Below are 13,679 nucleotides of genomic sequence, written 5' to 3' on the forward strand. Positions count from 1 at the left end.
TCAACTGGCCGGGACGCAGCGACTATCCCGGCGTGAGCCTCAGCTGGACCAGCGTGCATGCCGGCGAGCGGCTATTTGGCGACTACCCCGGCACCTGGGGCCTGATCCGCCTGCTGGAAAACGCCCAAGTCACGCCATTGGACGACGGCAACAGCCGCTACCGCCTGGCCCTCAAGGCGCCCGACGGCCTGAGCCTGACGTGGCACCTGCGCACCGAACTGGATGCGGGGCCGCTGGCGTTGCTCAAGCTGCGTGATTTCAGGTTGCCGCAACAGATATTTCTCAATGAGGGCTGAGCCTTCGAGTCGGTGAGACCGCTCCTTGCAGGTCAGGGAGTGCCCGGTACATTCGGCCAAAGATCCGCCACCAGAAACAACCGCTCGGCTTCCTCCCACTCCTCGCCGTTCTGAACCAGTCGCACCAGCAACTGAGCCGGTGCCATCGGTGCCAGGTCCGCCAGCCATTCCAGCATCTGTTCTTCGCTCCACACCGCTTCTGCCTGGTAATGCGCTGGCGCCAGCCACGCATGTCGGGGCAAGGGCTGCCAGCGGCCGGGCGCGCTGGCGCTGACAAAGTCCCGCCAATCACGTTGATGCAGCCAGCGCCCACGCAAATGCTGCGGGTGAGCGCCATAGGGCGGTTCAGCCTGGCCGGGCCAGGGGTAAAGCAAATAGCCGCCGAGCCACAAGTGTGCATCGAACTGCGCGATGCCCAGCGCGGCCAACACCTCGCGGCTCTCCGGTCGTGCCGAAATCGGCAACTGATGCTGGGCCAGGTGCGCCAGCTTGCGATCCAGCCGATCATGACAGCCCGGACCCAGCCACTGCGCGGTGTCCTGGCCATTGCCGTCCTGCGGGCCGAGGTAGAGTTTGATCGCCAGTTCCAGGTGATGCACGCCCTTGCGGTCGCGCAGCAGCATGTCCAGTTCGCCCAGGGTATGCCCGGCGCGGCGGATCGGTAGGTTGGCGGCCAACAGTTCCACGCCCGGCGCATGCTGCACGGCGAACTGCCACAGGCGTTCGTAGTAGAGGCCCAGGCGTCGGGTGCGCGCCAGGTTCAGCCAATGCTGTAGGGGGGTGCTGTCCTGGTCCAATTGCCGCAGCCAGTGTTCGAGACGGTCGGGCGCCTGTACCCAGTCGCTGCCGGCCAGCGGATGGCGTTGCGGCCACGGCGTTTGCGCGAGCATCGGCGGGGCGAGCATCACCCACGCAAGGTCGCGCACCTCGGGATGGCGCAGTTGGCGGGGCAGGTTGTGCAAGTCGGGGAACACGGTCATGGTCCGAGCATAGCCTTTTACACAGGGGAGGGTGGCTGAGAAGCGTTGTCATCAAGGCTTCACGGCGACAAAGGATTTTGCCTGACGCGGCCTTTCGCCCATAATCGTTCTTTTTTGCCACACCCCAATCCCGCAGGAGCCCCATGGAGCAATTTCGCAATATCGGCATTATCGGTCGCCTGGGCAGTACCCAGGTGTTGGACACCGTCCGCCGGCTGAAAAAGTTTCTGCTCGAGCGCCACCTGCATGTGATCCTCGAAGACACCATCGCCGAAATCCTCCCGGGTCATGGCCTGCAAACCTCGTCGCGCAAGATGCTCGGTGAAGTCTGTGACATGGTGATTGTGGTCGGCGGCGACGGCAGCCTGCTGGGCGCCGCACGGGCGCTCGCGCGGCATAACGTGCCGGTGCTGGGGATCAACCGTGGCAGCCTGGGGTTCCTGACCGATATTCGTCCCGATGAGCTGGAAGTCGAAGTGGCCAAGGTGCTCGACGGCCATTACCTGGTGGAGAACCGCTTCCTGCTGCAAGCTGAAGTGCGCCGCCACGGCGAAGCCATCGGCCAGGGCGACGCCCTCAACGATGTCGTGCTGCACCCCGGCAAATCCACGCGGATGATCGAATTCGAGCTGTATATCGACGGCCAGTTCGTGTGCAGTCAAAAGGCCGATGGCCTGATCGTCGCCACGCCCACCGGCTCCACCGCTTATGCGCTGTCGGCGGGCGGCCCGATCATGCACCCCAAGCTCGACGCCATTGTGATCGTGCCGATGTACCCCCATATGTTGTCCAGCCGGCCGATTGTGGTCGATGGCAACAGTGAGTTGAAAATCGTGGTTTCCAAAGACATGCAGATTTACCCGCAAGTCTCCTGCGACGGGCAGAACCATTTCACCTGCGCCCCCGGTGACACCATCACCGTGAGTAAAAAAGCGCAGAAGCTGCGGCTGATCCACCCGCTGGACCACAACTACTATGAAGTGTGCCGCACCAAGTTGGGCTGGGGCAGCCGCTTGGGGGGTGGAGGCGACTGATGCTCGATCCCGCGCGTAGCTACGACCTGATTGGTGATGTGCATGGTTGCGCCCACACCCTTGAGCACCTGCTCGACCAGTTGGGCTACCACAAGCACGCTGGCACCTGGCGCCACCCGTCGCGCATGGCGGTGTTCCTCGGCGATATCATCGACCGTGGCCCGCGGATTCGCGAGGCGCTGCACATTGTCCACGACATGACCGAGGCCGGGCAGGCGCTGTGCATCATGGGCAACCATGAGTTCAACGCCCTGGGCTGGGCCACGCCCGCGCCACCGGGCAGCGGCAAGCAGTTCGTGCGCGAGCACACCCCGCGGCATGAGCGCTTGATCCACGAGACCCTGACCCAATTCGAGGATCACCCGGCCGATTGGCACGACTTCCTCGGCTGGTTCTATGACATGCCGCTGTTCGTCGACGCCGGACGTTTCCGTGTGGTGCATGCGTGCTGGGATGACGGGTTTATCCAGCCGCTGCGCGCGACTTTTCCCGATGGCTGTATCGATCAGCATTTCCTGCAGGCCGCCGCCGTGCCGGGCAGCTTCGCCTGCAATGCCTTTGACCGCCTGTTGCGCGGCACCGACATGCGTCTGCCGGACGGTTTGACCCTGACCGGCGGCGACGGCCTGACACGCTCGTTCTTCCGCACCAAGTTCTGGGAAGAAGACCCGAAAACCTACGGCGACATCGTGTTCCAACCCGACGCGTTGCCGGAGCCCGTGGCGCGCACACCGTTGTCGTCTTCTGAAAAAAACTCCCTGCTGCGCTACGGCGTCGACGAGCCTGTGCTGTTCGTCGGGCATTACTGGCGCAGTGGCAAACCGGCGCCGATCCGTCCGAACCTGGCCTGCCTGGACTACAGCGCGGTGCTGTACGGCAAGCTGGTGGCGTACCGACTGGATCAGGAAACCCGCCTCGATCCGCATAAATTCGTATGGGTCGACGTTGAGCGCCCCGAGGTGATTACATGAGTGCCGTGCCCGTATTACGCTTGCCGCTGAGCGTCGACCTGGGCGGTTTCGTCAAACTGCTGCAACGCATGCAGGTGCCCCATCGCGTCAGTGAAGAAGCGGGCGAGCAGGTGTTGTGGGTGCCCGAGACCATCAGCGACGACGTGCGCGTCTTGTATCAACGTTTTCCGGCCGGCGATCCGGACCAGCAACTGGATATTCCGGAGCAGGCGGCGGTCACGCGCCCGGGGTTTGTTCAGCAAGTGCGCCATAGCCCGGTGACGGCGCTGGTGCTGCTGGCGAGCCTGATCGTTGGCGCGGTGACCTTGCTCGGTGAAAACCTGCAAGCGATGAGCTGGCTGACCTTCCTGCCGTTCCGGGTGATGGGTGAGTACATCCAGTTCACGCCGCTGGCCGACACCTTGGCCTCGGGCCAGTGGTGGCGGCTGGTCACGCCGATGCTGATCCACTTCGGCATCCTGCACCTGGCCATGAATGGCATGTGGTACTGGGAGCTGGGGCGGCGTATTGAAGCGCGCCAGGGCAGTATCAACCTGCTGGGGCTGACGCTGTTGTTCAGCCTGGCCTCCAATTTCGCTCAATACCTGTATGGCGGCCCCGGCCTGTTTGGTGGCTTGTCCGGCGTCTTGTATGGGCTGCTGGGGCATTGCTGGATCTATCAACTCATCTCGCCCAACCCGGCTTATCGCCTGCCCCGTGGGGTGCTGGTGATGATGCTGGTGTGGTTGGTGCTGTGCCTGTCGGGGCTGGTCTCGATGATCGGTTTCGGCGAAATCGCCAATGCCGCCCATGTCGGCGGCCTGGCCATCGGTTGCCTGACCGGCTTGTTGGGCGGTTTATACAGTCGTCGCAAATCCACTATTCGTTAAGGAAGAGCCTGAATGTCCTCTTTTGCTGAAATGATCGAAAACATCACCCCGGACATCTACCGGAGCCTCAAGCTCGCCGTGGAAATCGGCAAATGGTCTGATGGCCGCAAGCTCACCGCCGAGCAGCGGGAGCTGTCGCTGCAAGCGATGATCGCCTGGGAGATCCAGAACCTGCCGGAAGACCAGCGCACCGGCTACATGGGAACGCAGGAGTGTGAATCGAAGTCGACCACGGTGCCGAACATCCTGTTCAAGTCGGACGCGATCCATTGATTGAAATCGGTCGCGGTGCAGTCAGCAAAATGTCGGCGCAACTCGGTGAGCCGACCGTTCAATATGCGTTTCGTCTGGGCGATACCGAGGTGCCGGTCAACCCGTTGATCGGTACCCATGTGCGCCTGGAGTACCTGGGTGCGATCCATTGCAGCCATTGCGGCCGCAAGACCAAGACCAGCTTCAGCCAGGGTTATTGCTACCCGTGCATGACCAAGCTGGCTCAGTGCGACCTGTGCATCATGAGTCCCGAGCGTTGTCATTACGCCGCCGGCACCTGCCGTGATCCGGCGTGGGGCGAGCAGTTCTGCATGACCGACCATGTGGTCTATCTGGCCAATTCGTCGGGGATCAAGGTCGGCATCACCCGCGCCACCCAATTGCCCACGCGTTGGCTCGACCAGGGCGCCAGCCAGGCGCTGCCGATCGTGCGTGTGTCCACGCGCCAGCAGTCCGGTTTCGTCGAAGACCTGTTCCGCAGTCAGGTCGCCGACAAGACCAACTGGCGGGCCTTGCTCAAGGGCGATGCACAATCGGTTGACCTCAAGCAGGTGCGCGATGAGTTGTTCGCGTCTTGCGCCGAGGGCCTGGCGAGTTTGCAGGAACGCTTTGGCCTACAAGCCATCCAAACGATTGCCGACATTGAACCGATCGAAATCCGTTACCCGATCGAGCAGTATCCGACCAAGATCGTCAGCTTCAACCTGGACAAGAACCCGATTGCCGAAGGCACGCTGCTGGGGATCAAGGGCCAATACCTGATCTTCGACACCGGGGTCATCAATATTCGCAAGTACACGGCCTACCAGCTCGCCGTGCATCAGTAAAAGGATGCCACCCATGCGTACCGAACAACCGAAGATGATTTACCTGAAGGACTATCAGGCGCCGGACTACCTGATCGACGAGACGCACCTGACCTTCGAGTTGTTCGAGGACCACAGCCTGGTCCACGCGCAACTGGTGATGCGCCGTAACCCCGCACGTGGCGCCGGCTTGCCGCCGCTGGTGCTGGACGGTCAGCAGCTCGAACTGTTGAGCGTGAACCTGGCTGACCGGGAATTGACGGACGCTGACTACCAGTTGACCGACAGCCACCTGACCGTGCAGCCCACGAGTGAGACCTTCACCCTCGACACCAGCGTCAAGATCCACCCCGAAACCAACACGGCCCTCGAAGGCTTGTACAAGTCCGGCGGCATGTTCTGCACCCAGTGCGAGGCCGAAGGGTTCCGCAAGATCACTTACTACCTCGACCGTCCGGATGTGATGAGTACCTTCACCACCACCGTGATCGCCGAGCAACACAGCTACCCGGTGCTGCTGTCCAACGGCAACCCGATTGCCAGCGGTCCTGGCGAAGACGGCCGCCACTGGGCGACCTGGGAAGACCCGTTCAAGAAGCCGGCGTACCTGTTCGCGCTGGTGGCCGGTGATTTGTGGTGTGTCGAAGACCGCTTCACCACCATGACCAACCGTTCCGTGGCGCTGCGTATCTATGTCGAGCCGGAAAATATCGACAAGTGCCAGCACGCCATGACCAGCCTGAAAAAATCCATGCGCTGGGATGAAGAAACCTACGGCCGCGAGTACGATCTCGACATCTTCATGATCGTCGCGGTCAACGACTTCAACATGGGTGCCATGGAGAACAAGGGCCTCAACATCTTCAACTCCAGCGCCGTGCTGGCCCGCGCCGAAACCGCCACCGATGCCGCGCATCAGCGGGTTGAGGCTATCGTCGCGCATGAATACTTCCACAACTGGTCGGGCAACCGCGTGACCTGCCGCGACTGGTTCCAACTGTCGCTCAAGGAAGGCTTCACCGTGTTCCGCGACTCGGGCTTCTCTGCGGACATGAACTCAGCCACGGTCAAGCGCATTCAGGATGTGGCGTACCTGCGCACTCACCAGTTCGCCGAAGACGCCGGCCCGATGGCCCATGCCGTGCGCCCGGAAAGTTTTATCGAGATCTCCAACTTCTACACCCTGACCGTGTACGAAAAGGGCTCGGAAGTGGTCGGTATGATCCACACCTTGCTCGGCGCCGAAGGCTTCCGCAAAGGCAGCGACCTCTATTTCGAGCGTCATGACGGTCAGGCCGTGACCTGCGACGACTTCATCAAGGCCATGGAAGACGCCAACGGTGCCGACCTCAGCCAGTTCAAGCGCTGGTACAGCCAGGCCGGTACGCCGCGCTTGGCGGTGAGTGATTCCTACGATGCTGCGGCCAAAACCTACAGCCTGACTTTCCGCCAAAGCTGCCCGGAAACCCCGGACAAGGTGGAAAAGCTGCCGTTCGTGATTCCAGTGGCATTGGGCCTGCTGGACGGCAAGGGCGCCGCTGTCGCGTTGCGCCTGGCCGGTGAGGCAAGTGCTGCCGGTACGTCCCGCGTGATTTCGGTGACCGAGGCCGAGCAGACCTTTACCTTCGTCGATATCAACGAACAGCCGCTGCCTTCGCTGCTGCGCGGTTTCTCGGCGCCGGTGAAACTGAGCTTCGCGTACACCCGTGATCAGTTGATGTTCCTGATGCAGCACGACAGCGACGGGTTCAATCGCTGGGATGCCGGCCAGCAACTGTCGGTGCAGGTGTTGCAGGAGCTGATTGGCCAGTACCAGGCGGGTCAGCCGCTGAAGCTGGATCAGCGCCTGATCGACGCTCTGCGCACGGTATTGAGCGACGAAAGCCTGGACCAGGCGATGGTCGCCGAAATGCTCTCGTTGCCGGGTGAGGCCTACCTGACGGAAATCAGCGAAGTGGCCGACGTCGACGCCATTCATGCCGCCCGTGAATTCGCCCGCAAGCAACTGGCCGACCAGTTGTTCGACGGCTTGTGGCTGCGCTACCAGGCCAACCGCGAACTCTCCAAGCAAACCCCGTATGTAGCGGCTGCCGAGCACTTTGCCCGGCGTGCCTTGCAGAACATTGCGCTGTCGTACCTGATGCTCAGCGGCAAGCCGCAAGTGCTGGCGGCAACGTTGGACCAGTTCGACACCAGCGACAACATGACTGAACGCCTGACCGCGTTGGCGGTGTTGGTGAATTCGCCGTTCGAGGCGGAAAAAGCCAAGGCCTTGGCGGTGTTTGCCGAGAACTTCAAGGACAACCCGCTGGTCATGGACCAGTGGTTCAGCGTGCAGGCTGGCAGCGTGTTGCCGGGCGGGCTGGCGCGGGTCAAGGCGTTGATGGAACATCCGGCGTTCACCATCAAGAACCCGAACAAAGTGCGTGCACTGGTGGGCGCGTTTGCCGGGCAGAACCTGATCAACTTCCACGCCGCGGACGGCTCGGGCTATCGTTTCCTGGCGGACCTGGTAATTCAGTTGAACGGTTTCAACCCGCAGATCGCCTCGCGTCAATTGGCGCCGTTGACCCGCTGGCGCAAATACGACAGCGCGCGGCAGGCGCTGATGAAGGCGGAACTGGAACGTATTCGAGCTTCCGGTGAGCTGTCGAGCGATGTGTTCGAGGTGGTCAGCAAGAGCCTTGCGTAAACCACGCAATTAAAAAAACGGCCGACAGGCCGTTTTTTTTCGTCCCGGATAATCGGCGGCCGAACGGCTGCTGACATTTTCTGACAGGGTGCTCTGATAAGCTGTGCCACTTTCTTTTTTTGATGGGCTCAACGTGTCGCGTACCACTCGTCTACTGACTTTGCTCCAGGCTCTGCGGGGCAAGAAGCGTCCGGTGACCGCTGCCGTACTGGCGGCGCAGTTGGAGGTGTCCGAGCGCACGCTGTATCGCGACATCGCCGAATTGACCGCGCTGGGCGCGCCTATTTTTGGCGAGGCCGGAGTTGGGTATGTGTTGCGCAGCGGGCTGTTTTTACCGCCCTTGATGCTCAATGCCGAGGAAACCGAAGCCATCGTGCTTGGTCTGCGCTATGTGGATCAGCGTGGCGACGATGTCTTGAGCCATGCCGCGGCCAACGCCTTGGCAAAAATTGCCGACGTGCTGGACCCCGCCGCCCAGGAAGCGTTACGCAACCCGACGCTGCTACCTGGCCCGCCAGGGTTCGGCTACCCGGAAAACCGCGTACCGCTCAATGTGTTTCGCGAAGCCATTCGCAACCAGGCCAAGCTGCACATCGATTACGCCGACGCGAGCCAGACCCAGAGCCAGCGGCTGATCTGGCCCCTGGCGCTGGGCTTTCTCAATGAGGTGCGGGTGATCGTGGCCTGGTGCGAACTGCGTGACGCGTATCGCACCTTTCGCACCGACCGCGTGGCTGCCGCCGAGTCTCGCGGTGAGCGCTATCCGGGGCGCCGCAGTGATTGGTTGCGGGGCTGGCGCAAGTTGATGGAGCAGCAGCATTCCTCGCCGTTCACTCCTGACAAAAATTGACACAGCCCTGGTTTAGCATGGCGTCATAACTCATCACAAAGGAGCTGTGCCATGTCCCACGCTGATCTGGCCCCGGCCATCGCCGCCTACATTGCGGCAACCAATGCCTGCGACACTTCGGCCGTCGCCCATTGTTTTGCTGACGACGCCAACGTGTTCGATGAGGGCGCGCATCAGGTCGGCACCGCCGCCATCGCACGTTGGATGGAAGACACCGCGCAGCGTTATCAGCCCAGGGTCGAAGTGCTCAACGTGCAGCATCGCACCGGCAAGGTATTGGTCAGCAATGTGGTTTCCGGCAACTTCCCCGGCAGCCCGCTGGAGCTGCGCTACACCTTTCGCTTGAACGAACAGGGCAAGATTTCACGGTTGGATATCTCCTTGTAAGTCATAATGGCGCGCATGACTTTCGACTCGCCGCTCGCCGCTTATCAATACGCCACCACCCAACTGGGCTTCGTCGCCGACGATGCCCAGCGCCGTGCGGTGGATGCCCTGCAGACCTGCCACCAAGCCTTGCACCAAGGGCGCTCGCCGATTCTCGGGGTTTACCTCTGGGGCCCGGTGGGCCGGGGTAAAACCTGGCTGATGGACCAGTTTTACCTGAGCCTGCGCGTGCCTGCGCGGCGCCAGCATTTCCATCACTTCATGGGTTGGGTACACCAGCGTTCGTTCCAGCTCACCGGCACCCATGACCCGTTGCAAGCGCTGGCCCGTGAGCTGGCCCAAGAGGTACGCGTGCTGTGTTTTGACGAGTTGTTCGTCAGTGACATCGGTGATGCAATTATCCTTGGCCGTTTGTTCCAGGTGATGTTCGAAGAAGGCGTGGTGATGGTCTGCACCTCCAATCAACCGCCCGAACAGCTCTACGCTGGTGGCTTCAATCGTGAGCGTTTCCTGCCGGGCATTGCGGCGATCAAGCAGCACATGCACGTGGTGGCGGTGGACGGTGGTGAAGACCATCGCTTGCACCCGGGTGTCGGCGTGCAACGTTATTGGGTCGATCAGCCGGATGCGCTGGCGGCGGTGTTCGAGCAATTGAGCGAGGGCCAAGCGGTGCGCCATGGCCCGATCAGCGTCGGTCATCGCTGCATCGTGGCGGTGCAGGCCAGCGACACGGTGTTGTGGTGCCGGTATGCCGACCTGTGCGAGCAACCTTTGGCAGCGATGGATTTCATGCTGCTGTGTGATCGTTTCAAGGCGATCCTGTTGGGTGAGGTCCCCAACCTGAGTGCACAAAAGCGACCGGGACGGATTGCCCGAGGCACCGAGGACGGTGTCCAGCGAGTAGCGGCCGGTGATCGCGAATTGCCCGAGTTGTCAGTACACGATGACAGCGTGCGGCGCTTTATCGCTCTGGTGGATGAATGCTACGACCGCAAGGTGCCGCTGTTCATCGAGGCTAAAGTGCCGTTGGAAAGCCTCTACACCGAAGGCTATCTGGAATTCCCTTTCCGACGAACCTTGAGTCGCTTGCAGGAAATGCAATTGCAGCGCTTTGGGGGGTAGGAAAAAGCCTGGTGCAAGTCCTATGGCTGCTTTTGATGCGGGTAACCTTCGCGCCTTCTGGCAGCTATTTGTAGTTAATCTCCTTCATCTAGCGCCTGCTCCACGCTTACAATCGTCCTCCTCAAAGGGAACTGATTCCCTTGTTTGTCGTTATCGAGGACGGAAATGGATACCCCTGAAATCCTGGTGCTGCAAGCCAGCTACACCAATCCTGTGCATGCCGAGGCCATTGCCCTGCTGCTCAATCATTACGCTGAAGACCCAATGGGGGGCGGCCACAGCCTGCCCGCCGACCTGTTGCAACAACTGCCGGCTGAACTGGCCAAGCGCCCGCATGCGTTCAGTGTCCTGGCATTCGTGGGCGGCGAGCCTGCGGGATTGGTCAATTGCTTTGAAGGGTTTTCCACCTTCGCCTGTCGTCCGCTGGTCAATGTCCACGATGTCGCCGTGATGAATCGGTTCCGGGGCCTGGGGCTGAGCCAGAAAATGCTGCAGAAGGTCGAGGAAATCGCCCGTCAGCGTGGCTGCTGCAAGATCACCTTGGAAGTGCTCGAGGGCAATGCTGTGGCGCAGTCGGCGTACCGCAAGTTCGGTTTTGACGACTCGGTATTTGATCCGGCCCATGGGCGTATGTTGTTCTGGAACAAACCACTGTAATAAGGCACAGGCAAAAAAAAGGCGCCATTGAATGGCGCCAAGTTAACCTTTGCCAACAGAGCGGGTTGGCACAGGGTGATGCGAGTTAAATAAAAGTTAACTTAACTTTTAGGTTGTGCCTCGGTGCTGGATTGATCCGCTGTGTCGCGTTTTAAAGTTTTACCGTCAGCGGAGGCAGTTTGTTCATTGCTGCCGTGGAATTTCTGCTGCGTGAAGGTGAAGTTATTGTAGAACTCCTTCGAACGCTCCGAGCCGCCTTCTGCAAAAGCCGCCGCGGAAGTCAGGGTCATCAGGCCGGCAAGCATCAAAATCGAGGGTTTCATCAAGGTGTTCCCATTCAGTGTGGTCGGTATCCGCTCGGTCCTTGATCAGATTCATGGGGCGATTGTGCGGGCAGCTTATTAAGTGGGTATTAACGTGGGGAACTCCCGAAGTTAACAATGTTGTTAACTTCGGCGGAGGGTGGTTAGAGTTTCCAGTCGAGTGCCAAGGTTATCGAGCGCGGGTCGCCCCAGTACACGCCATTATAAAAACCGACGCGTTCATAGTATTTCTCATCGAATAGATTATTGACGTTAACCGAAGCCGAAACATGCTCGTCGAACTGGTAGCGCGACATCAGGTTGACCACGGTATAGGCCTGTTGGGTGATCTTGGTGGATTCGGTGAGCAGGTAACCCTCTTGGTCCCGGCCGCCGATTGGCCGCTCGGCGAAGTCGTAGAAGTCGCTCTGCCAGTTCACCGCGCCGCCCACCGTCAACCCGCGCCACTCGCCCGGTAAACGATAGGCTGTCGACACCTTCAGCATATTCATCGGCTGGCCAGTGTTGTTGCGTTGTTTATCGCCGTTGAGCGAATGGGTGTAGGTGTAGCCCGCCGTGAGATTCCAGTCCGGCATGACTTCGCCGGACACCTCCACTTCAAAGCCCTGCACCTTGTTGCCCTTGCCACCGGATTTGTAGAACTGCTCGCGGGTGATCGGGTCCGGCGGGGCCGCATTGTCGAGTTCGGCGACGTTATCCTGGGTGCTCCAGAAATACGCGGTGGCCAGGTTCAAACGTTCGTTGAGCAGGCTGCCCTTGAGGCCGATTTCGTAGTTACTGCCGACCACTGGTTCGAGGTACTGCTTGCTGGCGTTGCGCTCGTCCTGCGGGTTGAAGATGTCGGTGTAGCTGGCGTACACCGTGTATTCCGGCGTCAGGTCGTAGAGCAGGCCCGCGTAAGGTGTCCACATGTCTGTGTGGGTCTGGCTGGATTTGCTTGAGGCGGTCAATTGATTGTCGAGGTTGTACGTGGGCGAGGCGCTTTCGATTTCCCAGCTGCCATAGCGGCTGCCCAGTACCGCATGCAGCGTGTCGGTCAAGCTCAAGCGTGTGGCGAGGTAGCCGGCCTTTTGTTTTTTGCTGCTGTGTTCGCCCTTGAGGCCGGTGGTGCGGTCGGGGAATTTGCCGATGCCGCCCATGTGTTTCCAGTCTTCGATGGTCTCGTAGCCTTGGGGCGTTGCAAAACGTTGGAAGGGTGACGTGTCGCGCTGCTCGGATTCGCCATAACCCAGCATCAACGCATGCTCGCGCCCCAACAGCGCGTAGGTGCCGGCCAGGTTGAAGTCGACCACATCCATTTTCGAGGTGCCGACCATCTGGTTGGTCCAGGCCGTCATGCCGCTGCCATCGGCATTCGGAAAACCGGCGCCGCCGTAATACACCTTGCCGTCGGTATCGCTTTGCCGATGGGTGTAAGCGGCTTTCAGGCGCCAGTCCGTCGCCAGCGTGTGATCGATGGAGGCGAAGGTGGTCTTGTCCTTCAGGGGCCAGGAGCTCCAGTCGGCGGCGAGGTTGGCCGAGCGCGACAGGCGGGCCTTGCTGCCGTCACTGTTCCAGTAGGGCAGGGTGCCCCAGGAGCTGCCTTGCACGTGCTTGTTCTGGTAGTCGAAGCCGACGGCTACCACGGTGTCGTCCGTCAGGTCGGCCTCCAGAATGCCGTAGCCGACTTCCCGTTGCAGCGCGTAGTTGTCGCGAAAGGATTGGCTGTCACGGTAAGCCATCACCGTGCGCCCGCGCAGCCGTCCGTCAAACGCCAGCGGGCCGCCCACATCCAGGTAGCTGTAGTAGTTGTCATGGCTGGCGCCGCTGACGCCGGTCTTGGCTTGCCATTGCGCGGTCGGGCGCTTGCGGATCATGTTGACGGTCGCCGAGGGGTCGCCTGCGCCGGTCGTCAGGCCGGTGGCGCCGCGTACTACTTCGATACGGTCGTAGATGATGGTGTCCGAGTCGGACTTCATGCGCCCGAACGTATTGAGCATGCCGTCCACCTGGAAGTTATTGATCGAATAACCCCTGGAGGAATACCCGGCCCGGTCCGAATCCAGATGCTGGACCGTCACGCCGGTGGTCTGGCGCAAAGCGTCGGTCAGGGTATTGAGATTGAAATCGTCCATCTGTTGGCGGGTGACCACCGAAATGGATTGAGGCGTTTCCTTGATCGACAGGTTCAGCCGGGTGGCGGTACTCATCGAGCCGGTGGTATAGGCCCCTGTGTGCTCGGTATTGGCGCCCAGGCCTTCGGCGCTGATGTGGGTGCTGCCCAGCTCCAGCGCGGTGGCGGTTGTCTGTTCGGGGTCGGTTTCAGCCAGCAGTTCCGGGCTCAGCGCCAGGCTGAACAGGCCGAGGGTAACGGTCATGGAACGGGTAAAGGGCGCGAACATCGCGGAAGACTCCTTGTCGTCTTTGCGGCCTTCTCAGT

General features: G+C 60.9%; 14 protein-coding genes. 11 read left to right on the forward strand and 3 right to left on the reverse strand.

Annotated elements, in window-relative coordinates:
- A partial coding sequence (locus TU80_RS33120; protein ID WP_082643878.1) for a type VI secretion IcmF C-terminal domain-containing protein occupies nt 1–296 on the forward strand: 296 nt, incomplete at its 5' end.
- A gap of 32 nt (nt 297–328) precedes the next feature.
- On the opposite strand, the gene TU80_RS20140 is transcribed toward TU80_RS33120, so the two are convergent.
- Nucleotides 329–1,276 carry a DUF1853 family protein gene (locus TU80_RS20140; protein ID WP_046383152.1) on the reverse strand — a complete coding sequence of 316 codons (948 nt, stop codon included), beginning with the start codon at nt 1,274–1,276 and terminating at the stop codon, nt 329–331.
- Between the two features lie 143 nt (nt 1,277–1,419).
- Between TU80_RS20140 and TU80_RS20145 the strand changes: the two genes are divergently transcribed.
- The 10 genes from TU80_RS20145 (at nt 1,420) to TU80_RS20190 (ending at nt 10,937) form a co-directional block, all read left to right on the forward strand.
- On the forward strand, nt 1,420–2,310 hold the full coding sequence (locus tag TU80_RS20145) for an NAD(+) kinase (protein ID WP_003217892.1): 891 nt from the start codon (nt 1,420–1,422) through the stop codon (nt 2,308–2,310).
- Entirely contained in the window at nt 2,310–3,281 is a 972-nt protein-coding gene (locus tag TU80_RS20150) for a metallophosphoesterase (protein ID WP_046383153.1), read from the forward strand. Before TU80_RS20145 ends, TU80_RS20150 begins: the two co-directional genes overlap by 1 nt.
- Nucleotides 3,278–4,150, forward strand: coding sequence for a rhomboid family intramembrane serine protease (locus TU80_RS20155; RefSeq protein WP_017848372.1), 873 nt, complete (start codon nt 3,278–3,280; stop codon nt 4,148–4,150). The genes TU80_RS20150 and TU80_RS20155 overlap by 4 nt, the downstream gene beginning before the upstream one ends.
- A gap of 12 nt (nt 4,151–4,162) precedes the next feature.
- The gene (locus TU80_RS20160) at nt 4,163–4,423 is read left to right on the forward strand and encodes a YeaC family protein (protein ID WP_017848373.1); all 261 of its coding nucleotides are present in this window, start codon (nt 4,163–4,165) and stop codon (nt 4,421–4,423) included.
- Nucleotides 4,420–5,250: a DUF2797 domain-containing protein gene (locus TU80_RS20165; RefSeq protein ID WP_017848374.1), complete on the forward strand. Its 831-nt coding sequence runs from the start codon at nt 4,420–4,422 to the stop codon at nt 5,248–5,250. Before TU80_RS20160 ends, TU80_RS20165 begins: the two co-directional genes overlap by 4 nt.
- Nucleotides 5,251–5,263: 13 nt before the next feature.
- Nucleotides 5,264–7,921 (forward strand): aminopeptidase N, encoded by a 2,658-nt coding sequence (gene pepN / locus TU80_RS20170; protein ID WP_057005227.1) that lies wholly within the window; start codon nt 5,264–5,266, stop codon nt 7,919–7,921.
- A 133-nt stretch (nt 7,922–8,054) separates the two neighbouring features.
- A complete protein-coding gene (locus tag TU80_RS20175; protein WP_026140198.1) occupies nt 8,055–8,771 on the forward strand; it encodes a helix-turn-helix transcriptional regulator in 717 nt (238 codons plus the stop codon).
- Nucleotides 8,772–8,822: 51 nt separating this feature from the next.
- Nucleotides 8,823–9,158, forward strand: a complete 336-nt coding sequence (locus TU80_RS20180; protein WP_017848377.1) for a nuclear transport factor 2 family protein — start codon at nt 8,823–8,825, stop codon at nt 9,156–9,158.
- A 15-nt stretch (nt 9,159–9,173) separates the two neighbouring features.
- Nucleotides 9,174–10,280 carry a cell division protein ZapE gene (gene zapE / locus TU80_RS20185; protein ID WP_057005263.1) on the forward strand — a complete coding sequence of 369 codons (1,107 nt, stop codon included), beginning with the start codon at nt 9,174–9,176 and terminating at the stop codon, nt 10,278–10,280.
- A gap of 165 nt (nt 10,281–10,445) precedes the next feature.
- Entirely contained in the window at nt 10,446–10,937 is a 492-nt protein-coding gene (locus tag TU80_RS20190) for a GNAT family N-acetyltransferase (protein WP_017848379.1), read from the forward strand.
- A gap of 101 nt (nt 10,938–11,038) precedes the next feature.
- On the opposite strand, the gene TU80_RS20195 is transcribed toward TU80_RS20190, so the two are convergent.
- Together TU80_RS20195 and TU80_RS20200 are read right to left on the reverse strand one after the other, a co-directional pair.
- Nucleotides 11,039–11,260, reverse strand: a complete 222-nt coding sequence (locus TU80_RS20195) for a hypothetical protein (protein ID WP_057005228.1) — start codon at nt 11,258–11,260, stop codon at nt 11,039–11,041.
- Between the two features lie 143 nt (nt 11,261–11,403).
- Nucleotides 11,404–13,641 carry a TonB-dependent siderophore receptor gene (locus TU80_RS20200; protein WP_057005229.1) on the reverse strand — a complete coding sequence of 746 codons (2,238 nt, stop codon included), beginning with the start codon at nt 13,639–13,641 and terminating at the stop codon, nt 11,404–11,406.
- Nucleotides 13,642–13,679 lie beyond the last annotated feature (38 nt).

The sequence above is a fragment of the Pseudomonas veronii genome (genome assembly GCF_001439695.1).
GTDB lineage: Bacteria > Pseudomonadota > Gammaproteobacteria > Pseudomonadales > Pseudomonadaceae > Aquipseudomonas > Aquipseudomonas veronii.

Coding starts and splice junctions, on each gene's coding strand:
- zapE (WP_057005263.1), top strand. CDS start 9,174: ATGACTTTCGACTCGCCGCTCGCCGCTTATCAATACGCCACCACCCAA.
- TU80_RS20150 (WP_046383153.1), top strand. CDS start 2,310: ATGCTCGATCCCGCGCGTAGCTACGACCTGATTGGTGATGTGCATGGT.
- TU80_RS20200 (WP_057005229.1), bottom strand. CDS start 13,641: ATGTTCGCGCCCTTTACCCGTTCCATGACCGTTACCCTCGGCCTGTTC.
- TU80_RS20195 (WP_057005228.1), bottom strand. CDS start 11,260: ATGAAACCCTCGATTTTGATGCTTGCCGGCCTGATGACCCTGACTTCC.
- TU80_RS20140 (WP_046383152.1), bottom strand. CDS start 1,276: ATGACCGTGTTCCCCGACTTGCACAACCTGCCCCGCCAACTGCGCCAT.
- pepN (WP_057005227.1), top strand. CDS start 5,264: ATGCGTACCGAACAACCGAAGATGATTTACCTGAAGGACTATCAGGCG.
- TU80_RS20190 (WP_017848379.1), top strand. CDS start 10,446: ATGGATACCCCTGAAATCCTGGTGCTGCAAGCCAGCTACACCAATCCT.
- TU80_RS20145 (WP_003217892.1), top strand. CDS start 1,420: ATGGAGCAATTTCGCAATATCGGCATTATCGGTCGCCTGGGCAGTACC.
- TU80_RS20160 (WP_017848373.1), top strand. CDS start 4,163: ATGTCCTCTTTTGCTGAAATGATCGAAAACATCACCCCGGACATCTAC.
- TU80_RS20155 (WP_017848372.1), top strand. CDS start 3,278: ATGAGTGCCGTGCCCGTATTACGCTTGCCGCTGAGCGTCGACCTGGGC.
- TU80_RS20180 (WP_017848377.1), top strand. CDS start 8,823: ATGTCCCACGCTGATCTGGCCCCGGCCATCGCCGCCTACATTGCGGCA.